A 23243-nucleotide genomic window follows, 5' to 3' on the forward strand; every position below is an offset into this window, starting at 1 on the left:
TGACGCGCTGACGTGCGCGGCTTACGGCTGCTTACGCGGCTTGTGCTGCTTTACGGCGCTGCTCATCCTTGTACGCGATGATCTTCGTACGGTCGCCGGTACGATCTGCCTCGGCTTCGAGGCGTGCCAGCGTGCTATCGATGGCGGTTGCGGCGCCTGCGGTACTGCGCACCTTGTTTTCCGGTGCCGGCGGGGCGTTGCGGGGCTGAACTTTCAATTGCGTCTCCAGTTTTGCGACGGCGAACGCGAAATCGATCGGATCCTTGATGGCCGCCAGTTCCTTCGCCTTCGCCGGGTTCTTGCCGACGGCGTAGACCATCAGTTCCGGCTTCGGCAGTTTCAGGATGATCGCCTGTTGCGTTGCGCTCATCGTCGACGTCACCAGATGTTCGGCGTCGTCGAAGTCGGAGACCTTGAGCGATGCCTTGGCCGTCTGGTACGAGGTCAGCTTCGAATTCCATGCGGCCTGTGCTGCTTCCTGTTCTTCGCGCTGCTTGGCGGCCATCTCGTCCGCTTTGCGCTTCGCGTCGTTCCAGGCGAGCAGCTTTTCGCCGTAGGCTTCGGCGTCGAAATCGCAGGATTCCAGAGTCGGCTTTTCGCCAACCGGATCCACTTTCGGCGCCTCGGCCGCTTGTCGTGCTGCGACGGCCTGCTCCAGTTCGCGGTTGCGCTTCTTCAGCTCGCGAGCCTCCTTGCGCAGTTCCTTCACCCATGCGGGCGCCGGCTTGCCGTCCACTTCATCCTCGGGCGCGGGCGGCGCTTCGTCGCCAATGGTGATGACGACTTCGCCATCATCTTCGGCTTGGGCAGCGAGCTCGGCCTGCTGCTCACCTTCGGGCGTCTCGCCCTCGGCTTGCTGTTCGTCGGCCTGTGCCTGCGTGTCGTCCAGTTGCTCGTCCTGCACTACCTCGCCTGCGTTGTCGATGTCCATCAGAATCCTCGTTACTCACCGATAGGCCCGGTGGATGCCATTGGGCAAAATGATAGGCAGAAACTATCCTATCTGCAACGAAGATCAAAGGATTCAGGAAGGTTGTTGCGCATCTGGCGTTTCGCTCTGCTGTGCCGCCTGCTGGGCGGCCTGCTGCGCCGCTTGCTGGACCTGATGGGCAAGCTGAGCCTGCGCCATCTGCTGGCCGTCCACGTGCTGCACGATCGACAACGCGTGCGCTGCCTGATCCTGACCGATGCCGGCGAGAACCGCGATTGCGTCGGCGCGCGCCTTCTCGGTCTGTGCTTCGGTGAGCGCGGTCTTGGCCTGCGAGGTCTGCGCATCGGCTGCGGCCTTCTGCGCGGACGCCAACAGGAACTGGCTTTGCGGGTCCGGCGGCGCGCTGGCGGCTTGCTGCTGCTCGGCCATCAGTTCCTGCTTCTCGTCGTCGGTCGGCGCGATGACGCCCATCTTGACCAGCTTGCGACGGTAATACGTGCGGATGTCGCTCATCCCTTCGCCTTCGAGGTTCATCAGGATCATCGACGTCACGATGGTCATCGTCTCGGGGTCTTGCGTCATGCCGAGGATGCCGGTCAACTCGCGCACGAGTGCAGCCTTGCGGCTCACCGACGACGGGCCGACGTCCGGAACCACATCGAACTTGGCCTTGCTGAGATCGTTGGCGAGGTAGCGCTCGCCCGTCTCCTTGTTGATCATCGGCTTCATCAGCTCGACCGTGCCGGTCTGGTCGCCGTGGTCGATGGTCTTCATCTTGCGGCCTGGCTCGTGCAGCAGTTCGGATGCCATCGATTGCCAGATCTCGCCCATGCGCTTGACCGACTTCTTGAAGTTGTCGAGGTAGATGAACACTTGCATATCCAGGCGCTGCTGGATGAGCTCGACGGCTTTGCCCGACTGGTTCGGCTGCAACTGCTCGCCGGCCTGCTGGTTGCCGAGCATGTCTTCGAGCGCCTGCGCGGCCAGCTGGGCGAGGGCGGCCATTGCCGGCGGCATGTTCGGCGCCTTGGTGTAGCCGATCGGTGCGATGATCTGCTGGCCGCTCACCGTGTCCACGATGGGGTTGATCAGCAGGTAGGGATACTTCTCGATTGCGTCCTGTGCCCACATTTCCGCGTGGCCGTTGATCTGCTCGGGCGTGAGAATCGGCTTCTCGATGTCGAACCGGCTCGCCATCTCGGCAAGCCACGACTTGATCATGTTGTCCAGCACCTGAGCGTCGCGAGCCAGGCGCACATGACCCTGGCAACGCTCGATGCCATCGACGAACCAGCGCTTGCCGTAGAACGGAACGACAGGAATGCACGTGCCGGCGATGTAGCCCTCGTCCGACAGGATCCGCGCGCCGTTCATGATGTACTTGTGGACCTTGCGCACCTTGCGGCGCTTCTCGCGCATCCAGCGGAAACCGCGTGCCTCCAATTCGGCGCGCTTGTTCGGTTCGTCGTCAAGCTCCTTTTGCGTGACCTCCATCTCGTCAGGCTCGTCGTCACCGAGTGCCAGCCCACGGAAGAAGTGCACGAGCTCCGATTTCTCCTCGACCTCGTAGACCTCAGCGATCCACACGACGTCGGGCGTCACCCAGTCGAACATGTTGCGCGTGATGAACTGCGGCATGCTCGTTGGCGATTCGTCATACTCGTTCTCGTAGTCGTCCCGCGTCATCGACGACAGCACGTAGCAGCGGCGCGCGTCGGCTTTGTCGTACCGCTTGCCGTCCAGGCTGAAGAACACACACGAGTCCGCCTCGTAGATCGGCTCGATAGCGATGCGCTGGCGGTCGTCGTCGTCGTCAAGCTCGTCCTCATACCGCGCGCGCAGCCGGATCGCACCCATGCCGCCGCTCGTTCCTTCCTCGAAACAGTTGTCATAGGCTTCCTGCGCGCCCGAGTCCTGCTCGTCGGCGCGGAACAGCCCGTCGCACGTGTCGGCCAGTTCATCAGCCTGCGAACCGTCCTTCGGCACGAAGTCCACCGTGATCCGGTTGTTGCGGTACTCGTTGATAATCCGCAACACAGCAAGGTGAGTCTTGTTGAACTCGAAGCGCGGCTTGTTGGCAAACTGATCACCAACCGGGCCTTCCCACTGTGCGCCCGGAATCGAGTAGAAGCGGCGGTCGCTCAGGCATTGGATGCGCGTGTCCCGCGTCGCACACTGTATGGCGTCGAAGTCGCGCAGGAAGAAGTCGTGCTTCGCGCTCAGGCGCTCGGCGTTGCTGGGTCGGCTCATAGCTGATGCCTCTCGGAATGAATTTCCGATAGTCTACAGCTATGGATTGCGGAGGAGAAATAGAACTGAAAGGATTGGCGGAGTGTTTTTCAACTCACCGGCCGTGGCATACACCTGCGACCGACTACATCGCCACACGACTGCCGACTGCGGTTTGACCCGCAAACCCACGTAATTCCGTGGTGACAATCAGCATGCGTGTGGCGCCTGAACTTACATCAGGCTCCCGATTGACGGTCGGGTAGCTCGGGGTGGCAATCCGAGCAGTTGGCGGCCTCGCCAGCGTGCAGTCAACAGTATGCAGTGATTGCGCCGCGTTTACAAGCAATGGATTACATGGCCTTCCCGGTCTTGGCTGCGGCCTCGATGATGATAGGCGGAGGCGGCTTCATCGCCTCAATGTCGACTAGCGCCTTGATTATTGGTGCGGCAAGCATTTGGTATTCTTGTTGCAAGTTTTCCAGCATCTCACGCAACTGACGCTCGCTCTTCATGGCCATCTCATCGACGCCCAGTTGCCGTGAGGTGACCTGTCGCTGGCGTGCGGCCTGCTCTGCCTCGGTCGAGCCCATGTCGGCCTGACTCTTGTATGGGTAGAAGTTGCCGTCTCGCCACTCACCCTTGCGGAATGGATTCTCGTCGTTCATCGTGCGGCCTCGAACAATTCGCGCTGGAACTCCATGCTCCGCTCAACGGCCTCCACGTAAGCGCGCGTAATGCGTTCATTTCGCAGCTCTACCTGCCGCAGCACATGCCAGCGGTATAGCAAAGCCATCGCGACCACCAAGAGCGGCCAGATCATCAGAAATCCCATCATCCCTCCGTTGTAATCCAGCCATTCTACCGGCGCCTGAACGGCGAGGCTACTGGGATGGGCGTGGATGCTTGCGGCTTCTTCAGCGCCTGTGCTCGGCGTGCTCCCTCGCACGCGTAGCGCAGCGCGTCGATCACGTGGTTGTCTTTGTCGGCCAGCTTCGGCAGAACGAGGCCGGTCAGCTTATCCGTCTCGTACTTGTACAGCGTCAGCTCGTCGATCAGGTGCTGGCAGCGAGGGTGCACAACGATATCGAACGACTTCAGCCACTCGATGCCGTCTTCGAGGCTGCCCGGGCCTTTCACGGCCGGCATGATCTTCGGGAAGCCGTTCTTGCGCATGTGGCTGATCGTCTCCGGGCGCGCGCTGTCCGCAGTTAGTGGCCACTTCTCGCTGTCGGGAACGGTCATAAACAGTTCCGGCGTATCGACGATCTCGCAGCCGACGCGATATGCCTCGTATGGCACGTACAGCTTTCGGCCGATGATGTAGCACTGAATCAGCACGGTCGGGTCGACAGAGAACCCCCAGTCGGCGCCTTGGCGCAGCACGGCGGTCGGATCGACGTCGAATTCCTCGATGCTCCAGTTCTTGAATACGCGGGCCTCGCTGTTCTGCTCGTACTTGCCAAGCCACACGTGCGCGTACTTGTCCGGGTCGCGCCGCTTGTCGTACTCCATCTCGTCGCGCAGCACGTCGGGGAACCACGGATTCTCGGTGTAGTTGACCTCAACGACGGTCGAGTTCGGCGGCGGGTTCGCGCAGCGAAGCAGGGCGTCGACAGGATCAGTTGCCTCGCGCGGGTTCCACGTGAACCAGATTTCCGAGCCGGGCTTACGGATCGTAGGGCGCAGCAGGTCGAGTGAGCGCTGACTGAGCGACTGAGCCTCTTCTACCCATGCGACGTCGAACCCTTCCAGCGACTTGATCGAGTCGGCCGTGTGATTCTGCATGCCCTGGAAGATGATCTGCCCACCGTTGCGCGACTTGATCTTTGCGTCCTGCACCTCGAAGTAGGCGCCGGCATTCAGCGATTCGATCTTGCCTTCCAAGAGCTTCTTGACCGATTGCGCGAGCGACTTCTGGACCTCACGCACGCAGACAGCATCCGTCTTGGTCATCAGCGACCGCTCAATCAGCATCTCGCCGAAGAAGTGGGACTTGCCCGAACCTCGGCCACCGTGCGCGCCCTTGTATCGCGCCGGCTCAAGGAATGGCAGGTAGATGCGCGGGGTCTGTATGTCGAGAACGGTCATTTCTTGGGGACGTCGACAACCACACGGCGAATCTCGGCGATCTGGACCGGGCCACCGTCCTCGCCGGTCACCTGCAACGGCAGTAGCTTCGGATAGATCGTGCCCCAAAACACGCGCTCGTTCTGCGGTTCTTCCTGCGCCCATGCGACGAGACGATCAGCGCCGCCCAGCTTCTCAGCGGCGAGCGCGATCGCCTCCTTGGCGGTACGCGTTGTCTTATTGGGCATACCTTTTGGGCGACCCGGGCCGGGAGGCAGGTTTTTTCCCGTTTTTTTAACTGGATCGCTCATGTGTATGAATCTGACAAAAGGTGTGGAATGTGTCTCAATTTTGCCGCCAGTCAACGCGCGTAGGAAGTTTCATGAGCTTGCCGTCGTCGGTCATAGTCCGAGCGCGGCGAACGGGTTGGCAACAGGGCGCGGCGGAACGGGCTGGCCTTTGCGGCGATGCCACTCGACGCGGTATTTCTCCTTGCGCTTGCCATAACGCATCGGGTCGGCCTGGATGCGCGCGTAGACCTCGGCCGGCGTCTTGGTGAAGGTGCTCTTGGCCATTACGCGTCCTCCCGTTGCATGTTGGTCATGTCTGAGCGGATACGCAACAAGCTGCCCATAAGTTCAAGACTACGGCGCCCATCGTCGATCGAACGATGATAGGAGGCCCAGCCATGTGCAGCGACAGCTAGCAGTTCATCACGCGAGAGAGTTTCAACTGGAACGCCGAGCACCGACAGGGCGGCGGCTAATTCGAGGCCTTCATTCACGAAGTCTGCCGGAAGGTTCACGCTACGTCCTCCCGTTGCAGATCGACCATCCCTACGCGGATGAAGCTGCCGGCGAGCCAGCCGACGAGCACGGAGGCGGCGAGCCAGAGGATGCCGATTACGATTGGTTTCATGCTTGCTCCTTCAGTGCGCGCAGCTTGGCTGCGTAATGCGCCTTGATTGCCTTGGAGTCCTCTATGGTGTACTTGGCCGGCGCGTGCTCTTGCTCGAGAAACGCGACGCGCTCGGCGCCGATGCGAGCGATCAAGCCGAGGCGGTACTCGACCACGTTGCCGCTCTTGTGCTGATTGCAGGGGACGCATTGCTTGTGACAATTGTCTTCGTGGAAACGCAGCGCTGGCTGTGCACCGACCGAGCGGTAATGCCCCGCGTCATAGGCGCCCGTATGGAATCGGCCGCAGCTGATGCACGGCAGATGCGCGTCCCGTTCCCGAATGAATTTGTTGAATGCGGCCTGCGCGGACTTGAGATGGTCGCTACGCGTCTTCATGGCCTGCTTGCGGTCGCGGGTCTGCTTCGCGTCCAGGCGCTGGCGTTCGGCCGCTGCGTGGATGGCGGCGCATTCCGGGCCGCAGACCTTGTGACCCATGTTCCGGGGCTGGAAGCGGTTGGCGCAGCCCTTCACGGCGCATTTGCGCATGCGCTTGGGGGAAATGGTGCCGGAGCGGTTAAGGGCGGATCTCAGCATGTCACGCTCCCTTGCAGCCCATGTGCGTCTTACCGTCAGCGGCGATGCGCGGGACCATCGCATGACGACGGTACAGGTACTGGCAGCCCGTGGCGTTGTCCGTGATCGGATCGACGCCGCTGATTCCGTTCGGCGGGTCGGTGTCATCACGCATGCCACAGCCGCCGATCATCATCGGCACCATGCCTAGGGCGACGATCCAGCCCCACGAAGTCTTGTTCATCAGGTCGCGTATCTTGTTCATCTCAGGTTCTCCCTATCGTTGTTGTGCCGCCCGGCGGCCGGGCGGGGTGGTTAAGCTTTCGCCTCAGCCTTGTCGAGCTTGATGCGGCGGACGTCGAGCAGGGCATGCTGCTTTGCCAAGTACTCACCACGCGCCGCGATCTGAGCGCGACCCCATGCGATTGCGTCCTCCTTGCTGGCATGCATCGCTTCGGGGCGGTAGATCTTTCCCGCCTCCGTGACATCGCCGTAATCCGTGATCGTGGACCAGCCACATTTCCTCACGACCGTGACTTGCTTCACGATGTAGGCCGGCGACAGCACCCACACATCGCGGGGATATTGGCGTTGCTGGGCTTTGGATTTGGACTTCATGTGTTCTCCTTGTGGTTATCTGCGCTCTCGCGCGAAATGGTCTCTATGCCCTCATCCCCACGCCCAGCCGGGGCATGAGCATGGAGAAGTGCAGGGCGGCGATGCGTTCGTAGGCTTGCTGTTTTGTCATGTCGTCGTCTCCTTTTGTTGTTCCGCCCACCGCTTCCTGCTCGCCTCGTCCTTCGCCCGGTTGAACAGAGGGCATGCCTCGTTGGTGTCGTCGTGTCGCCTGAACTTCTCGAAGCCGTCGCAGTAGCCGTGGCCTTGAGGTGCGTTGCGGCCGGTGACGGTGAAGCGCTGGCACAGGGGGCAGGGGGTGGGAGGGCGGTTCATGGTTAGCTCGCGATCGGCCGCACGAACATGCCGGCGTCGACGAACGGACATGACTGGCCGTAGTGGATTACGCCGATAGCCTTGACGATCCCTTCAGACGTGTTGGCATACCAGTCGCGCGCGTGCGGGCCGACGATGCGAAGCGCCTCTTCCATCGAATAGTCCCGCTCGCACTTCTCGTGCAGTAGATCCAGCGGCGGTGTCACGAGGCGCTTGCATACGCGGCCGGGAATGCGGTAGATCGTCCAGCCGATTTCCTTCAGGCGGGCATCACGCTTCGCATCCTTTTCCGCGTCGTGCCACTGAGCCCCGTCGCACTCGATCGCGATCTTCTTAAACGGGTCAGCAAAGTCCAGGAAGTACTGCAGCGCCGGGATCTGCGGGTAGAAGGGCAGACAGGTGCCGCGAATGTCGCACCAGACCGAATACTCGATGGGTGTCATATCGGTGGTGAAGTCCAGACGATATGGGTCGAAGTGACAGCGTCCGGTTTCCTCGTAGACGGCCATCATGCGCGGCAGTTCGGTCTTGTAGTGCTCACGGATGCGCGCGAAACGCTGGCCCAGGGATTCGTTTTTCATGCTTTCTCCTGCGTGTTCAACAGTTGGCCGTAACGAGCCTCGGGATGTGCGGCCAGGTAGTCGCGCACCTTCTGGTCAAGCGCTTCGCGGCGCGCACGCTCGGCCTTCTCTTCTTCAGCCAATTGGGCTTCGTACTGCTCGGCCGCTTGCCGGTTCTTGTCTTCCATCTGCGCGAGGGCTTCATGGAGCTTTTTCAGTCCCTCGGGCTTTTCAGCGGGCAGGCCAGATTCGTTCGGCAGGGCCAGATGTGGCTGCGGCCCTGCGAGCAGGCCGGCGACGATTGCCTTCTTGACGGCGATCGCACGGCGCGAAGCGTCCCACCCGGCCGACACGGACCACTGCGCCGGCTTGTTGGCCGCGCGGGCATCGTCGACGAGGCGCTTGTAGGCATCCTTGAACGCCATGCGCGCGCCGATCTCGTCACCGGTGGCCAGCAGCGGGCGGGCCAGATTGAACGCCTCGGCCATCTCGCTCGTCCAAACGACGGTTTCGTGCTCGTCCTGGCTGGTGATTGCCACGGCCCACGCTTCGTTTTCGTCCGGGCGGCCGTCCAGCAGCTTGCAGCGGGCGACGATCCCGTTCGGCACAGGCGCGAAGTCCGGGCGGTCCATGCGGTAGGCTTCGAACGCTTTGCGGACAACGGCTGGTTCGAACGGCGAAAGCTGCTTGAACCAGGTGCCGATTTCGGCCTTCTCGGGCAGCGGCTTGCCGTACCCGGCCAGCACGTCGGCCAGCAGCTTGGCGAACTGGGGCAGGTCTTCAGGACGCATGGTCCACCTCCGGCATTTCGACGTCGATCACGTCGGGGTCTGTGTGCACGTCCTTGGCCATCAGCTCGGCAAGGATGCGGGCGTTACGGTCCTCGATGCTCTCCGGCCCAGTGGTCCGCTTGCTGGCCAGTTCGATGAACATGTCGATGTGCTCGGCGTCGCGCAGGATCAAGTCGAGCCCGTTGAACTTCCGGTGGCGGTCGTTCTGCCCCATGTGCCAGATGCTGCGAGAACAGCCCAGGATCGCTTCGCAGACCTGACGAGGCTCGTAGAGCTTCAGGGCGTTGACGATCGCCTTGCGGCGCTTGTCGTCCAGCTTGGAGCCAGGCGAGTTCATCGTTTTTTGCCAGTAGGCGAACACCTCACCGACGACATCGCGGTCGGGCGACGCAACGCGACGCTCGACATGGGTTTGTTCCTCCGGTTCTTTCCCTTCCTCTCCTTGATCCTTGATCCCTTCCTCCGACGACACTTCGAGAGGCTTCGCGACGATTCGCGAGGATTCGTCGAATGGTGGGATTTTCGACTTGGAAGGCTTGTCGATCTTCTGGTGAATCAACCAGTTACAGAGCTGCACGTAGCTCTGCGTGCCCGACTTGTAGCGGACGATGCACCCTTCGTCTTCGAGCTCCTTCAGCCAGCCATCGATCAGTGCCGGTGCGTCGTCGTCGTAGGGAAAAAGAAGGCTCGCGAGCATTCGCGAATTTCCGCGAAGCCTCCCCTCATCGTCGGCAATTGTCCAAAGCTGGATGAAGGTCAGGCGCGCATCCCTCGATACGTTTCCCATACTCTCCGACTGCGGGAACTCAGGTTTGATAGAACGGATACGGGCCACGTCAGTGCTCCTTGTCCAACAGGTTTGCCTGGCGCGGGTCGATTTCCTTTGCCACGTACACGACGCCGTCGTCTTCGCAGTGGGGCATATCGGCCCGCAGGGCGATTTCTACGGCACGGTTGCATGCGGACAGGGGCTGGCCGTCAAAGAGGCAGCCACGGCACGTTTTGCCGGCGCGGGTGGTGAATTGGATGCTCTCGACAGTCAGCGGATCGCCACGACGGCCGAGCCACTTCTGGACGCTGATCAGACCGTTCATGCAGCCTCCTGATACACGTTGCCCTCAGCGAGGCGCTTGTAGATCGTGTTCATCGCCGCGGTGACTTCCCAGCTCTTGGCGATCACCATCTGCTGGTCGTGGATCTGCAGGGCGGTTTCGATCTCGCGCAGCGCCTGGCCATCGAGGCGGAAGTTGCCGGACTTGGCGCTTCGGATCTTGGCGCGGAAAGCACCGTCGAGGGCGGCGACCAACTGCTGCTCGTATTCGGCGCCGATACCTTTCTCGCACAGGACGAGGCCGACGTTCAGCGCGCAGGCGACGCATGACCACGATTCCTCGTTGGCGTCACCAGCACGCAGGTTCTCGAACGAGAGCCAGTAGGCGACGCCGAGGTCCGTGACCTGATCCGGCTTGAGGGTGGATGCGTTCTCGCCGCGTGCGTGGCACATGGCGATGGCGACGAGGCCACCATGGTGCGAGACCGGGCGCGGACGATATTGCTTACGGGGGTTCTTCGAGCGACTCATTTGGATTCCCCTGCTTGGCCGAACAGGGCCGCGACGAGGTAATCGCGACGGTTGTTCGGCTCGTGCTTGGTGATGGGTTGTTGTGCAGCGGTGGCGTCAGTCTTCGGCGCGGGGCCGGAATGCCAGAGGTAGTAGTAGCCGGCAGCGCGCTTGATGCCGATGCGCTCGCGGTGGACCAACTGTTCCTCTTCCAGGCGCGCGAGACAGACACGGATGGAAGAGGACGGGTAGCCGGTAAGACGCTCCAGTTCGTCGACGACGCGCGGAGCGGTAGACAGGCAGTCTTGCACTGCCCGCTGGATATCGGTGACAGGGAAGCGGCGCGCTGTCATGGCGGCGTCATCCCAAGAGCAGCGATCAGCATCTGTTCGGCGCAGACCTGCGCGCGGCGCTGCAGCCAGCCCTCGCGCCAGTCGGCAATGGCCAGGGCGCTCGGGTTCATGTTGTGGTCGTCGATGGTCAGGCCACGATCGTACGCATCAGCTCCGCGCTCGCGCATGACCGAGGGGGTGACAGGTTGGATTGATTCATCCATGTCAGCGCCCCTTCTCGCCGGCCTTGCGGTAGTGCTCGACCGCTTCGGTCAACTCGTTGATGCTGACCTTGTACCGGCCAGCTGCACGTGCCACCTTGTCCGCCGGCGCAGCCTGCATGGCCTTGCGACGATCCGCCCAGGTGCACGCTTTCGCGATTACCTTGGTTGCTGCCTTGTTTTCAGGTGATAATGTGTCCATTCGTTTATCCTTTTCAGGCCCGGTCTCCCTCCGGGCTATTTTTTTGCCTCTTCGTGGCGCAGACGGAAGCCATTAAAGATTTCTCCGTACGCCACCCTTTGCGCCACCCGCACGACTGGCCGGGCGCCCCATACCCCGACAACCTCCGGATTCTTTCGGCTTGCCCGGGGGCATACCATGGCGTTGCAATTCGGCATTGCCGAGGTTCCGGTACCACGTCGAGACTCCGATTCCGAGCGCCTTGCAGAGCGCCTTCGCGGCGTTCTTTTCGGCCTCGTTCACGCAGACCTCAATCGTGTCGATGCGGGCTTCAGGGTTGTAAAACATGGTGTTTCTCCTTGGTGTTGCGGGTTACGTTGGTCAGCCTTGCGGCCGGCGGGTACTGCTGTTGCTAAATGGCTTCTTCCTGCGGGCAACTTTTTGAGCGCAGAAAAACCGCAGGGGTTACTGCGGCTGGGATTCAGGGTGCGGCGCGGGAGGGTGCTGAGCGGCCAGGTCGGGCCAAGTCTGGCGCCAGTCCTTTGGACGAAGTTCTTGCCGTGTCACTTTGCCGTCTGACGCTCGCTCAATAGCTGGGCAGTACTTGGGTGGCACGGGGCGGATGCCTTTCTCAAACTGGTACAGCATCGCATTCGAGACGCCAATCTCACGCGCGAAAGCCGCTTTGTTGAGTCCCGGGGTCTGGAGATAGGTTGGCAGGTTCATGCCTCAATACTAGCAAAGCTATTCAACGACCGCAAGTGCTATTCGTAGCATTGCTCGTTGATGGCATTTATAACACCGTTATGCTTGCAAAGATGAAAGAAAAGAAGCCTTTAGAGGACTGGCAGATTGAGGACGCGCGGAGCTTGCGTCGCCTCTTCGACGCCAGGACAGAGACTGTTGCCGAGGGCAAGCTGATCTCTCAAATGGAGTTTGGCGCCAAGTACGGGATCGGCAGCCAAGGCATGGTGTGGCAGTATCTGAACGCGCATCGGCCACTAAATTTGAAAGCGGCGGTTGCTTTTGCTAAGGGCCTGAACGTTAAGGTGTTGGACTTCAGTCCAACACTGGCCGCTCAAATTGACGATGCATCGAAGCATGAGCTAGAGAGGCCAGCCTTGCAGTTGACCACCTATGTAGATGAGCCACAGTTGCAATGGGTATCGAGCGCGGAAGCGGCGTTGCTCAGCGTATTCCGGGCATGCTCACCTGCTCAGCAGCAAGGCTTACTCGCTATCGCCACCAACTTTTCCTCCGCCACCGGGAATGAGTCGCAGACTGACGGGCGACCTGCGCGGAAAGACTCGCGATAGTGCCTCTAATGCAAGTAAGGCGTTGGCTTGTCCATCTTCGCTAATGTTATCGAACACCCGCAACACAGTCGTCCTGCGGTCCGTTTGTTGTTGTTTTTGCTGTTCCAAGTTGTCCTCCGTCTAGACCAGTCTCAGCGTTACATGGTTTAGAACACTGTACACCTATACAGTGGTTTTTGCCAGTGATCGACGGTGGGGGGGCTCGATAGTTACATGTGTGTATTGCCTGATGATCTTAATTTAATGGTGGTACTGAGAATCGTGAGATGAGATGAGAAAACCGATGGTATTGATATTGCTCGCGTTCATTGCGAATGGCGTGTCTGCTCAGCAGGATATGCCGTTGGAGCAGCGGCAGAAATTGGCGGACATTGAGAAAGCTGTTGCTGCCATGAATAAACTTAAGGCTATGAGCGAAGAGATAAGCCAAGAGAAGCGGCAGGCATGTCTTAAGGCATTCGGTCACACGAAATTTTGTGGCTGCCTGGCTGATAATGCCCCGATTGCACTGAGCTTTCAGCAATACATTTCCGTAGTGACTCATTCCAAGGAGGAGAATAAATACTCAACTCTGAATTCGGAAAATAAAAAGATATACGACCTTGCCCTAACTGCGCGCGATCAATGTGTTAAGCAGTTCTTAAAATAATCCCTGCTCTAGCGGGAATTATCATTAACGAAACTTGCGAGGCTTATTTGAATTCCTTCGACGAGAGCATTTACGAAAAGCTAGGCGAGGGCTTGGCTTATCAGGTATTTTGGTCTGATTTTGGCGAAGCACCTCTACTATCCCTTCTGTCGCGGCACGGATGCGCTGCCGAGCATCCCGAACAAAGTCGGGCTCTTCTGTGCTATGCGTTTTCGCAAACCCTGCGCGTGCTTCGCGCAGAAACTCAATTTCCTTTTCAGCCCGATATGCCGCCAGACGCTGCGAAGATTGCTGGGGCTGCTTTTCATAAGACATTTCGTCACCTTGAAGAAGAGTTTTGGAGAAAGGCGGCAGTGTTGTCGCCTGAATTAGTGCCGGCTAAATAATCCCCGCTCGCGGCGGGGAATGGAGAATAAACATGGATATGGGTAGCTACGTTCTTGCTGACAATGTGCTTGGATTTTCGTTTTCATACGATAGTCAGGGCAATTTATTTAATTTTAATTTCGATATTGGATCGAAACAACGCAAGATGTGGATTCAGGCGGAATTATTGATCCAAATCGGGGCCCTGTCGAAGTCGTGGAAAAATGTTGGGCAGCATTCGCCTGCGAGGATGAACTCAGAACATGAAGATCCCGTCATGACGAAGTTAAAGGCCGAAGCAACGGCTGATGACGGCGCAATACTTTATCCAGAATTTCCGAATGGCAAAAGCGTTGGGCTGGTCTTCTCGCCAATAGTATGGAGAGAATTTTTGACAGCACTTAGAAAATGACCAGCACACGCCCATTTGGCAAAGGAATCGGAATGGCCTTCTTTTCGGGGTTAGCGTCAAGCGCAGCCATCGCTTGATCCCAATGCTTCTGTCGCGTCTCTTCTGGAAGCTCATCTAGTACAGCACACAACTGCTGCTTTTCTTCATCGGTATTGACTGGGAAGCGCTGCACATCACCGTTCGGCATTTCCAGCAGCAGCGCCAAGTCATCGCTGTCCCGTGCGTCCTGTACCAACTCTTCCATCTCATTCCCCCTGCCGCGCAAGACGCGGCTTTTTCACGCCCTGACGCCGGGCCGGCGCGCCCGAGGTGTTCGGGCAGACACATCCTATCAAAAAAATAGCACTACGTACTAGCAAAGCTATTGCGCTTGTAAAATAGCGGTGCTATTATGAACTCCATCGCAACCGGCCCGCAGGCAACAGCCTCAGGGCACTGAGCCCAACGGGGCAGATGGAGAACACGATGGCATTCGGACTGTACAACGAGAGCAGCACTGCCCAAGAGCTCGCTGATGAGCGCTTCCTTGCCCGCGTCCAGGGCTTTTTCGGCCGCCCGCTGACGTTCGAAGAAGAAGAGATAGCGTTCAGCGTACGGGATCAGGGCGGCTACACCGCTGCCGAGGCAGCTGTCGAAGTGTTGGCCTGCGCTGCCGAGGCCTGACATGGACCGCACCCACAACCGCGTGACGGCCGCTGACATCGTGGTCGTCATCCTCACCGCCGCGTGCGCCGTCGGCGCCGTCTACTGCGTGCTGGCCGCGCTGGGGAGCCTGTGATGAACGCCCGCATGTCCCTCGAAGAAGCCCGCGACGCGAAGATCGCCGAGCGCACGGCCAAGAACGCTGCCTACACCAAAGCCCTGATCGCAGCTGGCGACAAGTCAGCGATCCGCGAAGTTGGCGACTGCGTTACCGACTACCTCGCGTTTGCCTACGACGACCTGAACAAGCTCGTGACCGGCGAACTGACCTTCGTGCAGCTGCGCGACAAGGTGATCGAGTCGGATGCGGAAAACCTCGCGATCAAGCAGGTCGAGCGCATGGAGCAGGTGCGCGAAGAGCAGGCGCAGTGGGCGCGTATCGAGCGTATGGCGTGGGATCGGACGATCGGGGTGCTGCTGTGAATACGGTCACCGTCGCCGGGCGCCTCGAAGCCCTCCAGCGCTCGCTGGAAGCCGCTCGCAGCACGCCGCACTCCCAAGTCCCGGCCAGCATCCGCCAGCAGCACGACCTGTACATGCAGGGCCTGAACGACGGCGTGCAGCTCGCCATCGACGCGATTACGTGGGAACTGCGCACGATCGCGGCCGGGGAGGCAACAGCGGTGGTCGCACAGACGCATGCACCGGAACCGAGAACTGCTCGCGTACCTCAGCCGCGCATGGTCGAGCAGAAATGCAAATGGTGCAAAGAGCCATTTCAGGCACGAGCTGCCGACGTCAAACGGGGCTGGGGTCTCTACTGCTCGAAGTCTTGCAAGGCAATGCGGCAGGAGAAGCGAACCGGCCAATACCGCGCTTTGCAAGACCGCGACGGCGATGACGCTGAGTGCGGTCACATTTTCCAGTCGGGCTATTTCGGCCACGGCCAGGAGTAATAAACCAACCGCCGGCGGCGCCGGCTGAACAGGAGCAGGAATGAGTAACTTGCGCAAACACGCAGAAGCTGAACTGAAAGCCGCCGGCTACAAGCTTGACGGAACCGATGAGCCTTACAACAAGGCGGCGGCCGATTCCATCTTGGAGTTGATTGACGTGTTCAGTGGCCAGGGCCACTCCGGCTTCTCGGCGAGCTACTGTCTTCAGACCTTCACCAAGCTGGCAGCATTTGAACCGCTCGGACCACTTACCGGCGCCGATGATGAGTGGGTCGAAGTTGGTGACGGAATGTTCCAGAACAAGCGCTGCTCGCACGTGTTCAAGTCCGCCGACCGGTTCAATGGCCAAGCTTATGACTTGGATGGCCGTATCTTCCGCGAGCCTGATGGCGGCTGTTATTCGAGCAGCGACAGCCTTGTGCCGATCGTCTTCCCATACACGCCAACCCGTAAGTACGTCGATGTCCCGGCACGAGGTGCCGCATGATCGCCGCCCGCATCGCGCGCCGCAGCGTAATGGACCGCCTGTTCCTGGACTGGATGTCGTGGACGGACGCAAACCCGTGGTTCGGCTTCGTTGGGCTGGGCGCCCTGATCGTGCTGGCCGGCGTGCTGGAGGCTCAGTTCCCATGATCCGCCACACCGCCGCAGCCCTCGTGTTCCTGCTGGCCTTCCTGTTCATCTTGGCGGAAGTGCAGCAGCTGGATGAGATCGTCGCAACCGAAATTCAGAAGTAACCCGCGCCGACCGGCCGTCGGCAACCCCATTTAGCTCCGAGCGAAAGGCTAAAAATGGACACCCAAGCAGCAGCAACCGAAGAAACCCGCACCCACTGGAAGAAGTTGGTGGACCCGCGCTATATCGGCGCCTACGCACTGCCGAACGGGAACGACCTGATCGTGACCATCGAATGCGTGCGCTCGGAAGAGATCACGATGATGGGCGGGAAGAAGGAAGTGCACAGCATCATGTATCTCAAGGGGCAGAAGCCCATGATCTTGAATGCGACGAACTCGAAGTCGATCCACAAGCTGTACGGCCCTTACATCGAGGACTGGGCCGGGAAGCAGATCACGCTGTATGGCAGCACGGCAAAGCTGGGTGGCGAATTGGTCGAGTGCCTGCGCATTCGTCCGAGCATCCCGGTGCGCGAGAAGCCTCCCATTACCGGGAAGCGCCTGGATGCAGCGATTGAACAGATTCGCGCCGGCGCCTACACGGTTGCCAAGCTGCGCGCAAATTTCAACCTTACCGACGATCAACAAACGATTGTCGCTGACCTTGAAAAGGAACTGGCATGAGCAACAATTTCCGTTTCCGCTGCTCGTCGCTGGGCCTGATCATGACCGATGCCCAGTCTATCGACGAGCAGTTCGTCACCGAAGAAGTCGCGGCGATCCAGCGCAAGACCAAGCGCACTGACGACGAGAAAGCGATTCTTCAGGCACTAAAGGACAAGAGCCTGTCCGCCGGCGCAAAGACGTTCATCGAAGGGTTGGCGAAAGAGTTCCTGTACGGCTTTCATGAAGTCGTCACGGGCAAGTACATGGACAAAGGTCTGATCGTTGAGGACGAATCGATCGAGCTTTACAACGCAGTGCACTTCACCGACTACAAGAAGAACACTGAGCGCCGCACCGACGACTTCATCACCGGCGAGTGCGACATCATCGTCCCGGGCGTGAAGGGTATCGACATCAAGTCGTCATGGTCGCTGGCCACGTTCCCGGCTACCGCTGCGGCCGGCGCCGACAAGATGTACGAGTGGCAGTGCCGTGGCTACATGCGCCTGTGGAACGTCCCAAGCTGGGAAGTGGCGTACTGCATGGTCAACACGCCCGACGAACTGATCAAGTACGAGCAGGAAGATCTGCACTACGTCGACCACATTGACGAAGCCCTGCGCGTGACCGTGGTGCGCTACGAGCGTGACATGGAGCTTGAGGCAAAAATCGTCTCCAAGGTACGGCAAGCACGCCATTACCTCGATCGCATCGTTGCCGAGATTCGCCGGCAGCACGGGATTCTGGAGGCAGCGTGAACGCGGACGCCGAACTTAACGTCTTTGCCTGCCTGAACTTCATCCGCGACAACGCACCGGCCTATGCCAAAGCAAAGTCGGAACGCGTCTACCTGGAGGAGTTCCGCAAGACCAAGAAGGCCCTGTGCATGAGGGCGGCGGAATCGAGCGGCGTGAATGCAATCAGCGCCCAGGAACGCGACGCCTACGCCGATCCCGAGTACGCGCAGCTACTGGACGGACTGCGCGCCGCCGTCGAAGAAGAGGAGCGGTTGCGATGGATGATCGTCGCCGCGCAAGCAAAGATCGAAGTGTGGCGAACCATCGAAGCCAATCGCCGCGCCGAAGCCAAAACCCTATAACGAGAGAGACAGCATGAGCAACCGAGAATTCACCGCTACGCGCACGATGCTCGCCAACGCGTTTGCGACGGCCGGCGCAGAACTTTTAGAGTACATGGGCGTGTCGAGCGCACTGGCCGCGATCCCGAACACCGAGCCGCCGCAGTACGTGGTCGCGGGCACGTTGCAGATGATCGCAAAGGTGCTGCCTCCAGTCTCCGCAGCAGAGAAGCAGACCGCCGATCTGACGGATGAGCGCGCGATTTACGATCTGGCCGCCGAGCATGAGGCGAACCGCAACGGCTTGTACGGCCCGGTCACTTTCGACGCAACCGGACTCGTTGACTTTGCTCGTGACATCGAGCGCGCTGCGATTGCCGCGTACCTCGCTCGCCAGGCGCAGGCCGCTCCAGCAGTACCGGAACAGGTGCCCGCGATTGGCCGGCTGCTGGATGAGTTCTCCGCGCTGCCGGTCCTGTGGGGACTGAACGAGCCGGGCGCACTGGTGCGCCACTCGGACGTGTTCAAGATGCTCGTGGCGGCTGGCAAGACCTACCTCGCCGCTCCCAGCGCAGCAGCACCCGCTGCGCCCGAGCAGGTGCAGGACTCGCAAGGCAACCGGACCTACATGGACGACAAGCAGGCGCACGGCTGGGCGTGGGGACAGGTCAAGCGTGATGTCGGCACCAATGGATGGACCGTCGGTGAGCACTTCAACTACTTCGGCTTCTTCCTGCACGGCTGGCGGTACGGCAGGCAATACGAGCGCCAAGGCACGACCGCCGCCCCCGCATCGCAGGAAGGCGCCCATGCAGCGCTTGAGGCGCAGGCCGAGGAATGGTCGTATAGCACCGACGAGGAACGCTACCACGACCCGGAGCCGTCGCGGCTGGCAATCCTTCAGCACGCGTTGGCTGAGGTTGAGGCGGCCGATGATGGCGCGAGCCAGTTCTGGATCGGACGAAATGTGCGGTTCACCGGCAAAGGCAATGCAGGCGTGATCATCGATGGCCTGAAGGAACAGGCATACGACGAGTGCGGCGAGTTCGCCGAGACGTACCTTGAGGACGTCACCCCGGCAGAGGAAGCGGAACTTGAATCGCTCGTGACGGACTGGGCGCGGCGCGTCGACCGCTCCAACTTCTGGACCGTCTCAAACACGGAGTGTTTCACCATCGAATCGGCAAAAGCCGAGATCGAGCGACTGACCCCGGCCAGCGCAGAGAGGAGCGGCGATCATGAGTAAGCGCCAATACCCGCGCCAAGCTTGGGTGCTGCTGCCGTCCTTCAAGCCGAAGGAACTCACGATCACCCAGCGGTCCCATCCATACAGCTCCATGTTCGAGAGTTGGGATTTGGCTTCGGACGGCAAGTCTTATCACTTTGAAAAGCTGCATCCGAATAAAGACGCCGCTATCGCAGCGGGCCGTGACCTGATCGAGAAGGCGCGTGCCAACATCGCCAAGCGTCAGGAAACCATGAACAAACGCATCGCCGCGCTCGACAAAGCCGAGAAGGGATCGAAATGAACCAGACCACTACCGCAGGCATCGACCTGGACAAGCTGGAAGCACTGGCGCGCGAGCTACGTGGCGTGAACGTGTTCACGAAAGAGCATTTCGCGCTGGCAGATAAAGTCACGTCAGGCGCGCTCCAACTGATCGACCTCGCCCGCCGCGCAGAGCCGAGCGTTACCGAAGCGACGAACGAGCGCGCACTTGATAAAACTGTTGATGAACCGAGTAAGTTTGTGTTGGGCTTCTGGATTGAGGATGGCTGTATCGAATTCACCAAGGGCGACTTTAGTACGCTCAAGGACGGCACATACCACGTCGTTACAGCGCCGGTTCTCGCATCGCCCGCAGTCAGCCAGAAGGACGGGGCGGCTGTCGAGCCGATTGGCTATGTGTCGCGTGAGCAGATGGAGTGGCTGGAGCGCAAGGGTGAAATTAACAGCCCGAGTGTGCAGCTTTGGAAGGGTAAAGTACCGCTTGATGCCATGCCTGTTTACGCATCCCCTGCGGCCACCACGGCAAGCTCACAGCAAAGATGCTACGGCGCGACGAGGGCGGACCAGCAGTGCCCGTGCGCGACCTGTAGCGCCGAGAAGGACGCCACGGCAAGCGTTAGCTTCGCCAGTGATGGGAAGTTTCTCAACCTGCTTTCGGCGCACCAAGCAGCCGAACTGGCGTGCGATCAGGACGGCAGCGATAACAACCGAGAGGCGTCGAACGAAGCGTGGGAGGCGCTGATTGCCTATCTCGATAGCTGCGCCCCAGCACCCAGCCGGGATGCTGCGCTGGATAGATTGGTTTGCAAAGTGGCACGAGAGAACGGACCCGCAATCCCTATCGAAGCCGCCCGCGCTATTGTCGCAGCCCTCGCCCGCGCACCGCTGCCCGCTCAAGAGAACTCGAACGAAGCGCTTGCGGGTAGAACCGTATCCGTCGACGTCAGCACCTGCGACGATGACGCCGGCAATCGGATTTTTGCGGAATTGACCGGCGAGACCGGATCGGACGGCACGACCCTGATCGCCATCGAGACGTCCCGGAACTTCGCCGCTCCAGCGCAAGCAGGCGATGCGCGGGATGCTGCGCTGTTTCGCAAAGTCGTAGAGCTTGGCATACAGCTTCATTTCGAGGGCGGCGACGGTGAGGATGACGCCGTGTGGGTCAATTGCCTGATGAAGTGGGCCGATGGCGACAGGCTCGGCGCGACCCGCGAGTTGGTCGAGCAGGAAGCCAAGAATCTCGCCGCCATGTCCGCATCCCAAGGCAAGAAAGGAGGTGTCGCGTGAACCTGATCCCAATCACTGGCTACGGCCAGATCCGTACCGGCGACGTATTGTTGGTCAAGCGCAGCAACGAATTCATCGCGCCGGTAGAGGTCAAGGACGTGCTGGAGCCCGGCACCGAGCAGGAGGAAATCATCTTGTCGAAGACGAAGAACGTCTACTTCATCGTGCGCAAATTCCTCGCTGGCGAATCGTGGATCAAACAGTGCGCCAAGCTTGTCGACGGGCGCCTGTACTCGATCACCAACAACCACCGCGACATTACGTGCTACAGCGATGACCGCGCAGCCAAGGCGGCATCTCACGACACGCAAGGAGAGAAGAATGGTTGATTTGAAGATGGAAACCGAGCGCGCTGCGCCGTGCCCGTGGTGCGGAGAAGTGCCGGACGTGAGCAACGACGCTTCATTCCGCCTCACCGATGGCGTGAAGTACGGTGCTCTGCAATGCTGCATAGTCGGGCCGGAAGTGCGCACCGATTACAAGGATGTGCCCCACTGGAAAGCGAAAGCCATCGCTGCATGGAACGATCGCCGCGCCTCCCCTGTAGTGGGAGATGACGGCCTGCCGCCGCCGAAGTACCCGCAGATGAAGGTACTCATCAATGGCGTGGAGTCCGAACAATGCGGCTACACCGCCGAGCAGGTACGCCAGGCCCAGCGTGCCGCCTACGAAGCCGGGAAGCTGGCGACCATTGCCGAATCGCAGCGCGAAGTGGTGGGCGACCTTGCGGCTATGAAGGAACGACTTGCGCGCGCCCAGCAGCAGGCGTGGACCGAGCGCGAATTGAGCCTTCTGAAGTTCGCAACGTACCGGTTCATCAACCATGCGCATGCCGCCGCCGACGAGGCGGCCCAGGACAAGCGTCACAAGCCAGGAACGGCGTCGCGCCTATTGAAAGATGCCAAGGACGCGGAAGCGCTCGTTGCAAAGCTCATGAAAATGCGCGCCACCAAGGAGACAGCATAAATGGACACCGACAAGCTGAAGGCGCTGGCACTGGCGGCAACGATTTATCCAGGCTATTCGGTGGATCGCGACGGCAATGTGTGGTCGGAGTCAAATTGGCGTGGCTATGGTCGTCGGATGCTTACCCAATTCCCAAACTCGCACGGTTATCCATCTGTGAAGGTCAAGTTTGAAGGTCGTATGAAAAAGGCGCTGGTGCATGTCATGGTTTGCAGGGCGTTCCACGGTCCGAAACCGTCAGATGCTCATCAAGTCCGTCATCTGAACGGGATTCGGTCTAATTGCCGCGCGGATAACCTTGCATGGGGTACGCCAAAGGAAAACGCCGAAGACCGTGAACGACATGGCACTGGCAAGGCGGCAGAGAACGGAAGAACCTCAGCATGGAAACTGGTAGGCAGGGGAAGGCCGACTTGCATACGCGGGCATGACAAACGTGGCAAGCCGAATTGCTCTCAATGCCGTCGCGAGCGGCGACATGCACAGAGGGCTTTGGCGGCAACAGAAGGAGTGAAATGATGGTCGATATCGAAAAACTGAAAAGTCTTGCGCTTGCCGCCACCCCGGGTCCGTGGGACTACCGAGAAGTTGAAGGACTTTCCGCAATCGCACACCCACTTGGATGGGTTCTTGAGTCCGGCGACGAACAAGAATGTGCTGACAAACGTTTCATCGCAGCGTCGAACCCCGCTACTGTGCTTGAACTGATCGCCGAAGTCGAGCGGTTGCGGGCGGCTACTGCTGCGGGAACGGCGAAGGTTGCGGAACGGCCGGACTTCTTTAAGTGGTGGGCCTCCGTCGAACCGCGCAGCCGTAAAGCAATGCTGGCCAGCGCGCACCGTGATACGGAAAAGTTGCACGCGCTGTTGCGTATGGCATTCGACGCTGCTATCGAAGCGCACAACAAAGCCGAGAGCACACCATGTGGCTCGTGACCATCTGGCGCCTGATGTGGGAGATAGCGGCGGCGCAATGCACCCGCTGCGGCGGCCATCACACGCTGAGCCGCTGCCCGTGGCCAGCAGCAGAACACGAACGGCGTCGCCGCGCAAGGATGCGGTGGAGCATGCAATCAGGGAAGGAGTAGGTGCACATGCAGGAAGCAATGAATCAGCGCGGTACCGATCGACGACGAAGCGTGTCGTCGTACTTCACCAGCCCGGCACACGACCGGCGCCGGCTGGACTACGAGCGCCGCAACAGGACGACCGTGCGACCGATGCCGCTGGCGATGATGTTCCGAGGCGACGCGCGCAGGTTCGAGGAATCGGGGATGGAATAGGGGAGGGATTATGCAAGAGCAGAAAATTCAATCGCGTTATGTAACGTTGCAAGAGTGGGCAGCCATGATGTTCTCGAAGATCCCGCACAGAAACACGTTGCAGAAATGGGTCAACGAGGGCCACATTCAGCCGCAGCCCAAGAAGATCGGGCGCGCGTATCAGGTGAAGCGAGATGCGCGGTACGTGGACTAAT

General features: G+C 60.0%; 44 protein-coding genes. 21 read left to right on the plus strand and 23 right to left on the minus strand.

The window, feature by feature from the left end:
* Positions 1–31: 31 nt before the first annotated feature.
* The 22 genes from ACEN98_RS28820 to ACEN98_RS28925 all read right to left on the minus strand — a co-directional run bounded on the left by ACEN98_RS28820 (position 32) and on the right by ACEN98_RS28925 (position 12025).
* Positions 32–931 carry a hypothetical protein gene (locus tag ACEN98_RS28820; protein ID WP_413387720.1) on the minus strand — a complete coding sequence of 300 codons (900 nt, stop codon included), beginning with the start codon at positions 929–931 and terminating at the stop codon, positions 32–34.
* Positions 932–1024: 93 nt separating this feature from the next.
* Positions 1025–3181, minus strand: a complete 2157-nt coding sequence (locus ACEN98_RS28825; protein WP_413387721.1) for a portal protein — start codon at positions 3179–3181, stop codon at positions 1025–1027.
* Positions 3182–3513: 332 nt separating this feature from the next.
* Positions 3514–3828 (minus strand): hypothetical protein, encoded by a 315-nt coding sequence (locus tag ACEN98_RS28830; protein ID WP_413387723.1) that lies wholly within the window; start codon positions 3826–3828, stop codon positions 3514–3516.
* Entirely contained in the window at positions 3825–3995 is a 171-nt protein-coding gene (locus ACEN98_RS28835) for a hypothetical protein (protein WP_413387724.1), read from the minus strand. Before ACEN98_RS28835 ends, ACEN98_RS28830 begins: the two co-directional genes overlap by 4 nt.
* Before the next feature lie 26 nt (positions 3996–4021).
* Positions 4022–5251, minus strand: coding sequence for a PBSX family phage terminase large subunit (locus ACEN98_RS28840; RefSeq protein ID WP_413387726.1), 1230 nt, complete (start codon positions 5249–5251; stop codon positions 4022–4024).
* Positions 5248–5541, minus strand: a complete 294-nt coding sequence (locus ACEN98_RS28845) for a hypothetical protein (RefSeq protein WP_413387727.1) — start codon at positions 5539–5541, stop codon at positions 5248–5250. Before ACEN98_RS28845 ends, ACEN98_RS28840 begins: the two co-directional genes overlap by 4 nt.
* 90 nt (positions 5542–5631) lie before the next feature.
* A complete protein-coding gene (locus tag ACEN98_RS28850; protein WP_413387728.1) occupies positions 5632–5805 on the minus strand; it encodes a hypothetical protein in 174 nt (57 codons plus the stop codon).
* Positions 5805–6035, minus strand: a complete 231-nt coding sequence (locus ACEN98_RS28855; protein WP_413387730.1) for a hypothetical protein — start codon at positions 6033–6035, stop codon at positions 5805–5807. The genes ACEN98_RS28850 and ACEN98_RS28855 overlap by 1 nt, the downstream gene beginning before the upstream one ends.
* Positions 6036–6144: 109 nt before the next feature.
* Entirely contained in the window at positions 6145–6723 is a 579-nt protein-coding gene (locus ACEN98_RS28860; protein ID WP_413387731.1) for a recombination protein NinG, read from the minus strand.
* 1 nt (position 6724) lies between these two features.
* A complete protein-coding gene (locus tag ACEN98_RS28865) occupies positions 6725–6967 on the minus strand; it encodes a hypothetical protein (protein ID WP_413387733.1) in 243 nt (80 codons plus the stop codon).
* 50 nt (positions 6968–7017) lie between these two features.
* Positions 7018–7320, minus strand: coding sequence for a hypothetical protein (locus tag ACEN98_RS28870; RefSeq protein WP_413387734.1), 303 nt, complete (start codon positions 7318–7320; stop codon positions 7018–7020).
* A gap of 126 nt (positions 7321–7446) precedes the next feature.
* Complete coding sequence (locus ACEN98_RS28875) at positions 7447–7653, minus strand: hypothetical protein (RefSeq protein ID WP_413387735.1); 207 nt, start codon at positions 7651–7653, stop codon at positions 7447–7449.
* Positions 7654–7655: 2 nt separating this feature from the next.
* Entirely contained in the window at positions 7656–8234 is a 579-nt protein-coding gene (locus tag ACEN98_RS28880; protein WP_413387736.1) for an endonuclease domain-containing protein, read from the minus strand.
* Complete coding sequence (locus ACEN98_RS28885) at positions 8231–9004, minus strand: hypothetical protein (protein ID WP_413387737.1); 774 nt, start codon at positions 9002–9004, stop codon at positions 8231–8233. Before ACEN98_RS28885 ends, ACEN98_RS28880 begins: the two co-directional genes overlap by 4 nt.
* Complete coding sequence (locus tag ACEN98_RS28890) at positions 8994–9839, minus strand: hypothetical protein (RefSeq protein ID WP_413387738.1); 846 nt, start codon at positions 9837–9839, stop codon at positions 8994–8996. Before ACEN98_RS28890 ends, ACEN98_RS28885 begins: the two co-directional genes overlap by 11 nt.
* Position 9840: 1 nt before the next feature.
* Entirely contained in the window at positions 9841–10098 is a 258-nt protein-coding gene (locus tag ACEN98_RS28895) for a hypothetical protein (protein ID WP_413387739.1), read from the minus strand.
* On the minus strand, positions 10095–10586 hold the full coding sequence (locus ACEN98_RS28900) for a hypothetical protein (protein WP_413387741.1): 492 nt from the start codon (positions 10584–10586) through the stop codon (positions 10095–10097). Before ACEN98_RS28900 ends, ACEN98_RS28895 begins: the two co-directional genes overlap by 4 nt.
* On the minus strand, positions 10583–10918 hold the full coding sequence (locus tag ACEN98_RS28905) for a hypothetical protein (protein WP_413387742.1): 336 nt from the start codon (positions 10916–10918) through the stop codon (positions 10583–10585). Before ACEN98_RS28905 ends, ACEN98_RS28900 begins: the two co-directional genes overlap by 4 nt.
* The gene (locus tag ACEN98_RS28910) at positions 10915–11121 is read right to left on the minus strand and encodes a hypothetical protein (RefSeq protein WP_413387743.1); all 207 of its coding nucleotides are present in this window, start codon (positions 11119–11121) and stop codon (positions 10915–10917) included. Before ACEN98_RS28910 ends, ACEN98_RS28905 begins: the two co-directional genes overlap by 4 nt.
* 1 nt (position 11122) lies before the next feature.
* Positions 11123–11320 carry a hypothetical protein gene (locus ACEN98_RS28915; protein WP_413387744.1) on the minus strand — a complete coding sequence of 66 codons (198 nt, stop codon included), beginning with the start codon at positions 11318–11320 and terminating at the stop codon, positions 11123–11125.
* A 72-nt stretch (positions 11321–11392) separates the two neighbouring features.
* A complete protein-coding gene (locus ACEN98_RS28920; RefSeq protein WP_413387745.1) occupies positions 11393–11647 on the minus strand; it encodes a hypothetical protein in 255 nt (84 codons plus the stop codon).
* Between the two features lie 117 nt (positions 11648–11764).
* Complete coding sequence (locus ACEN98_RS28925) at positions 11765–12025, minus strand: transcriptional regulator (RefSeq protein ID WP_413388282.1); 261 nt, start codon at positions 12023–12025, stop codon at positions 11765–11767.
* A gap of 92 nt (positions 12026–12117) precedes the next feature.
* Here ACEN98_RS28925 and ACEN98_RS28930 point away from each other — a divergent pair, with 92 nt between their 5' ends.
* The 4 genes from ACEN98_RS28930 (at position 12118) to ACEN98_RS28945 (ending at position 14042) form a co-directional block, all read left to right on the plus strand.
* Entirely contained in the window at positions 12118–12615 is a 498-nt protein-coding gene (locus tag ACEN98_RS28930; RefSeq protein WP_413388283.1) for a hypothetical protein, read from the plus strand.
* A gap of 271 nt (positions 12616–12886) precedes the next feature.
* Positions 12887–13264, plus strand: coding sequence for a hypothetical protein (locus tag ACEN98_RS28935; RefSeq protein ID WP_413388284.1), 378 nt, complete (start codon positions 12887–12889; stop codon positions 13262–13264).
* Between the two features lie 47 nt (positions 13265–13311).
* Positions 13312–13650 carry a hypothetical protein gene (locus ACEN98_RS28940; protein WP_413388285.1) on the plus strand — a complete coding sequence of 113 codons (339 nt, stop codon included), beginning with the start codon at positions 13312–13314 and terminating at the stop codon, positions 13648–13650.
* A 32-nt stretch (positions 13651–13682) separates the two neighbouring features.
* On the plus strand, positions 13683–14042 hold the full coding sequence (locus ACEN98_RS28945; protein WP_413388286.1) for a hypothetical protein: 360 nt from the start codon (positions 13683–13685) through the stop codon (positions 14040–14042).
* Here ACEN98_RS28945 and ACEN98_RS28950 read toward each other — a convergent pair.
* The gene (locus ACEN98_RS28950; RefSeq protein ID WP_413388287.1) at positions 14032–14286 is read right to left on the minus strand and encodes a hypothetical protein; all 255 of its coding nucleotides are present in this window, start codon (positions 14284–14286) and stop codon (positions 14032–14034) included. The genes ACEN98_RS28945 and ACEN98_RS28950 overlap by 11 nt on opposite strands.
* 221 nt (positions 14287–14507) lie before the next feature.
* Here ACEN98_RS28950 and ACEN98_RS28955 point away from each other — a divergent pair, with 221 nt between their 5' ends.
* The 17 genes from ACEN98_RS28955 to ACEN98_RS29035 all read left to right on the plus strand — a co-directional run bounded on the left by ACEN98_RS28955 (position 14508) and on the right by ACEN98_RS29035 (position 23242).
* Entirely contained in the window at positions 14508–14705 is a 198-nt protein-coding gene (locus ACEN98_RS28955; protein ID WP_413388288.1) for a hypothetical protein, read from the plus strand.
* Positions 14706–14819: 114 nt separating this feature from the next.
* Positions 14820–15167, plus strand: a complete 348-nt coding sequence (locus ACEN98_RS28960; protein WP_413388289.1) for a hypothetical protein — start codon at positions 14820–14822, stop codon at positions 15165–15167.
* On the plus strand, positions 15164–15640 hold the full coding sequence (locus tag ACEN98_RS28965; RefSeq protein ID WP_413388290.1) for a hypothetical protein: 477 nt from the start codon (positions 15164–15166) through the stop codon (positions 15638–15640). Before ACEN98_RS28960 ends, ACEN98_RS28965 begins: the two co-directional genes overlap by 4 nt.
* Before the next feature lie 40 nt (positions 15641–15680).
* The gene (locus ACEN98_RS28970) at positions 15681–16127 is read left to right on the plus strand and encodes a hypothetical protein (protein ID WP_413388291.1); all 447 of its coding nucleotides are present in this window, start codon (positions 15681–15683) and stop codon (positions 16125–16127) included.
* On the plus strand, positions 16124–16273 hold the full coding sequence (locus tag ACEN98_RS28975; protein ID WP_413388292.1) for a hypothetical protein: 150 nt from the start codon (positions 16124–16126) through the stop codon (positions 16271–16273). Before ACEN98_RS28970 ends, ACEN98_RS28975 begins: the two co-directional genes overlap by 4 nt.
* 158 nt (positions 16274–16431) lie before the next feature.
* Positions 16432–16941: a hypothetical protein gene (locus ACEN98_RS28980; RefSeq protein WP_413388293.1), complete on the plus strand. Its 510-nt coding sequence runs from the start codon at positions 16432–16434 to the stop codon at positions 16939–16941.
* On the plus strand, positions 16938–17681 hold the full coding sequence (locus ACEN98_RS28985; RefSeq protein WP_413388294.1) for a hypothetical protein: 744 nt from the start codon (positions 16938–16940) through the stop codon (positions 17679–17681). Before ACEN98_RS28980 ends, ACEN98_RS28985 begins: the two co-directional genes overlap by 4 nt.
* Entirely contained in the window at positions 17678–18022 is a 345-nt protein-coding gene (locus ACEN98_RS28990; RefSeq protein WP_413388295.1) for a hypothetical protein, read from the plus strand. The genes ACEN98_RS28985 and ACEN98_RS28990 overlap by 4 nt, the downstream gene beginning before the upstream one ends.
* Before the next feature lie 13 nt (positions 18023–18035).
* Complete coding sequence (locus tag ACEN98_RS28995; RefSeq protein ID WP_413388296.1) at positions 18036–19247, plus strand: hypothetical protein; 1212 nt, start codon at positions 18036–18038, stop codon at positions 19245–19247.
* The gene (locus ACEN98_RS29000) at positions 19240–19530 is read left to right on the plus strand and encodes a hypothetical protein (protein ID WP_413387761.1); all 291 of its coding nucleotides are present in this window, start codon (positions 19240–19242) and stop codon (positions 19528–19530) included. The genes ACEN98_RS28995 and ACEN98_RS29000 overlap by 8 nt, the downstream gene beginning before the upstream one ends.
* Complete coding sequence (locus ACEN98_RS29005; protein WP_413387762.1) at positions 19527–20801, plus strand: hypothetical protein; 1275 nt, start codon at positions 19527–19529, stop codon at positions 20799–20801. Before ACEN98_RS29000 ends, ACEN98_RS29005 begins: the two co-directional genes overlap by 4 nt.
* Positions 20798–21130, plus strand: a complete 333-nt coding sequence (locus tag ACEN98_RS29010; RefSeq protein WP_413387763.1) for a hypothetical protein — start codon at positions 20798–20800, stop codon at positions 21128–21130. Before ACEN98_RS29005 ends, ACEN98_RS29010 begins: the two co-directional genes overlap by 4 nt.
* Entirely contained in the window at positions 21123–21767 is a 645-nt protein-coding gene (locus ACEN98_RS29015) for a hypothetical protein (RefSeq protein WP_413388297.1), read from the plus strand. Before ACEN98_RS29010 ends, ACEN98_RS29015 begins: the two co-directional genes overlap by 8 nt.
* Entirely contained in the window at positions 21768–22286 is a 519-nt protein-coding gene (locus ACEN98_RS29020; protein WP_413388298.1) for an HNH endonuclease signature motif containing protein, read from the plus strand.
* Complete coding sequence (locus ACEN98_RS29025) at positions 22283–22702, plus strand: hypothetical protein (protein WP_413388299.1); 420 nt, start codon at positions 22283–22285, stop codon at positions 22700–22702. Before ACEN98_RS29020 ends, ACEN98_RS29025 begins: the two co-directional genes overlap by 4 nt.
* 170 nt (positions 22703–22872) lie before the next feature.
* Positions 22873–23049: a hypothetical protein gene (locus ACEN98_RS29030; protein WP_413388300.1), complete on the plus strand. Its 177-nt coding sequence runs from the start codon at positions 22873–22875 to the stop codon at positions 23047–23049.
* 10 nt (positions 23050–23059) lie between these two features.
* Entirely contained in the window at positions 23060–23242 is a 183-nt protein-coding gene (locus ACEN98_RS29035) for an excisionase (RefSeq protein WP_413388302.1), read from the plus strand.
* Position 23243: the final 1 nt, after the last annotated feature.

Origin of the sequence: Massilia sp. CT11-137 (assembly GCF_047302885.1) — a bacterium.
Taxonomy (GTDB): domain Bacteria; phylum Pseudomonadota; class Gammaproteobacteria; order Burkholderiales; family Burkholderiaceae_D; genus Telluria; species Telluria orientalis.

Excerpts from the sequence above, each read along its gene's own strand:
- ACEN98_RS29020 (WP_413388298.1), top strand. The coding sequence starts at position 21,768 with ATGGACACCGACAAGCTGAAGGCGCTGGCACTGGCGGCAACGATTTAT.
- ACEN98_RS28840 (WP_413387726.1), bottom strand. The coding sequence starts at position 5,251 with ATGACCGTTCTCGACATACAGACCCCGCGCATCTACCTGCCATTCCTT.
- ACEN98_RS28910 (WP_413387743.1), bottom strand. The coding sequence starts at position 11,121 with ATGGATGAATCAATCCAACCTGTCACCCCCTCGGTCATGCGCGAGCGC.
- ACEN98_RS28950 (WP_413388287.1), bottom strand. The coding sequence starts at position 14,286 with ATGGAAGAGTTGGTACAGGACGCACGGGACAGCGATGACTTGGCGCTG.
- ACEN98_RS28905 (WP_413387742.1), bottom strand. The coding sequence starts at position 10,918 with ATGACAGCGCGCCGCTTCCCTGTCACCGATATCCAGCGGGCAGTGCAA.
- ACEN98_RS28925 (WP_413388282.1), bottom strand. The coding sequence starts at position 12,025 with ATGAACCTGCCAACCTATCTCCAGACCCCGGGACTCAACAAAGCGGCT.
- ACEN98_RS28955 (WP_413388288.1), top strand. The coding sequence starts at position 14,508 with ATGGCATTCGGACTGTACAACGAGAGCAGCACTGCCCAAGAGCTCGCT.
- ACEN98_RS29035 (WP_413388302.1), top strand. The coding sequence starts at position 23,060 with ATGCAAGAGCAGAAAATTCAATCGCGTTATGTAACGTTGCAAGAGTGG.
- ACEN98_RS28970 (WP_413388291.1), top strand. The coding sequence starts at position 15,681 with ATGAGTAACTTGCGCAAACACGCAGAAGCTGAACTGAAAGCCGCCGGC.
- ACEN98_RS29000 (WP_413387761.1), top strand. The coding sequence starts at position 19,240 with ATGAGTAAGCGCCAATACCCGCGCCAAGCTTGGGTGCTGCTGCCGTCC.
- ACEN98_RS28870 (WP_413387734.1), bottom strand. The coding sequence starts at position 7,320 with ATGAAGTCCAAATCCAAAGCCCAGCAACGCCAATATCCCCGCGATGTG.
- ACEN98_RS28885 (WP_413387737.1), bottom strand. The coding sequence starts at position 9,004 with ATGCGTCCTGAAGACCTGCCCCAGTTCGCCAAGCTGCTGGCCGACGTG.
- ACEN98_RS28835 (WP_413387724.1), bottom strand. The coding sequence starts at position 3,995 with ATGGGATTTCTGATGATCTGGCCGCTCTTGGTGGTCGCGATGGCTTTG.
- ACEN98_RS28900 (WP_413387741.1), bottom strand. The coding sequence starts at position 10,586 with ATGAGTCGCTCGAAGAACCCCCGTAAGCAATATCGTCCGCGCCCGGTC.
- ACEN98_RS28945 (WP_413388286.1), top strand. The coding sequence starts at position 13,683 with ATGGATATGGGTAGCTACGTTCTTGCTGACAATGTGCTTGGATTTTCG.
- ACEN98_RS28960 (WP_413388289.1), top strand. The coding sequence starts at position 14,820 with ATGAACGCCCGCATGTCCCTCGAAGAAGCCCGCGACGCGAAGATCGCC.
- ACEN98_RS28850 (WP_413387728.1), bottom strand. The coding sequence starts at position 5,805 with ATGGCCAAGAGCACCTTCACCAAGACGCCGGCCGAGGTCTACGCGCGC.
- ACEN98_RS28995 (WP_413388296.1), top strand. The coding sequence starts at position 18,036 with ATGAGCAACCGAGAATTCACCGCTACGCGCACGATGCTCGCCAACGCG.
- ACEN98_RS29005 (WP_413387762.1), top strand. The coding sequence starts at position 19,527 with ATGAACCAGACCACTACCGCAGGCATCGACCTGGACAAGCTGGAAGCA.
- ACEN98_RS28875 (WP_413387735.1), bottom strand. The coding sequence starts at position 7,653 with ATGAACCGCCCTCCCACCCCCTGCCCCCTGTGCCAGCGCTTCACCGTC.
- ACEN98_RS28860 (WP_413387731.1), bottom strand. The coding sequence starts at position 6,723 with ATGCTGAGATCCGCCCTTAACCGCTCCGGCACCATTTCCCCCAAGCGC.
- ACEN98_RS29025 (WP_413388299.1), top strand. The coding sequence starts at position 22,283 with ATGATGGTCGATATCGAAAAACTGAAAAGTCTTGCGCTTGCCGCCACC.
- ACEN98_RS28830 (WP_413387723.1), bottom strand. The coding sequence starts at position 3,828 with ATGAACGACGAGAATCCATTCCGCAAGGGTGAGTGGCGAGACGGCAAC.
- ACEN98_RS28975 (WP_413388292.1), top strand. The coding sequence starts at position 16,124 with ATGATCGCCGCCCGCATCGCGCGCCGCAGCGTAATGGACCGCCTGTTC.
- ACEN98_RS28845 (WP_413387727.1), bottom strand. The coding sequence starts at position 5,541 with ATGAGCGATCCAGTTAAAAAAACGGGAAAAAACCTGCCTCCCGGCCCG.
- ACEN98_RS29030 (WP_413388300.1), top strand. The coding sequence starts at position 22,873 with ATGAATCAGCGCGGTACCGATCGACGACGAAGCGTGTCGTCGTACTTC.
- ACEN98_RS28825 (WP_413387721.1), bottom strand. The coding sequence starts at position 3,181 with ATGAGCCGACCCAGCAACGCCGAGCGCCTGAGCGCGAAGCACGACTTC.
- ACEN98_RS29015 (WP_413388297.1), top strand. The coding sequence starts at position 21,123 with ATGGTTGATTTGAAGATGGAAACCGAGCGCGCTGCGCCGTGCCCGTGG.
- ACEN98_RS28915 (WP_413387744.1), bottom strand. The coding sequence starts at position 11,320 with ATGGACACATTATCACCTGAAAACAAGGCAGCAACCAAGGTAATCGCG.
- ACEN98_RS28980 (WP_413388293.1), top strand. The coding sequence starts at position 16,432 with ATGGACACCCAAGCAGCAGCAACCGAAGAAACCCGCACCCACTGGAAG.
- ACEN98_RS28895 (WP_413387739.1), bottom strand. The coding sequence starts at position 10,098 with ATGAACGGTCTGATCAGCGTCCAGAAGTGGCTCGGCCGTCGTGGCGAT.
- ACEN98_RS28865 (WP_413387733.1), bottom strand. The coding sequence starts at position 6,967 with ATGAACAAGATACGCGACCTGATGAACAAGACTTCGTGGGGCTGGATC.
- ACEN98_RS28935 (WP_413388284.1), top strand. The coding sequence starts at position 12,887 with ATGAGAAAACCGATGGTATTGATATTGCTCGCGTTCATTGCGAATGGC.
- ACEN98_RS28985 (WP_413388294.1), top strand. The coding sequence starts at position 16,938 with ATGAGCAACAATTTCCGTTTCCGCTGCTCGTCGCTGGGCCTGATCATG.
- ACEN98_RS28880 (WP_413387736.1), bottom strand. The coding sequence starts at position 8,234 with ATGAAAAACGAATCCCTGGGCCAGCGTTTCGCGCGCATCCGTGAGCAC.
- ACEN98_RS28930 (WP_413388283.1), top strand. The coding sequence starts at position 12,118 with ATGAAAGAAAAGAAGCCTTTAGAGGACTGGCAGATTGAGGACGCGCGG.
- ACEN98_RS28920 (WP_413387745.1), bottom strand. The coding sequence starts at position 11,647 with ATGTTTTACAACCCTGAAGCCCGCATCGACACGATTGAGGTCTGCGTG.
- ACEN98_RS28820 (WP_413387720.1), bottom strand. The coding sequence starts at position 931 with ATGGACATCGACAACGCAGGCGAGGTAGTGCAGGACGAGCAACTGGAC.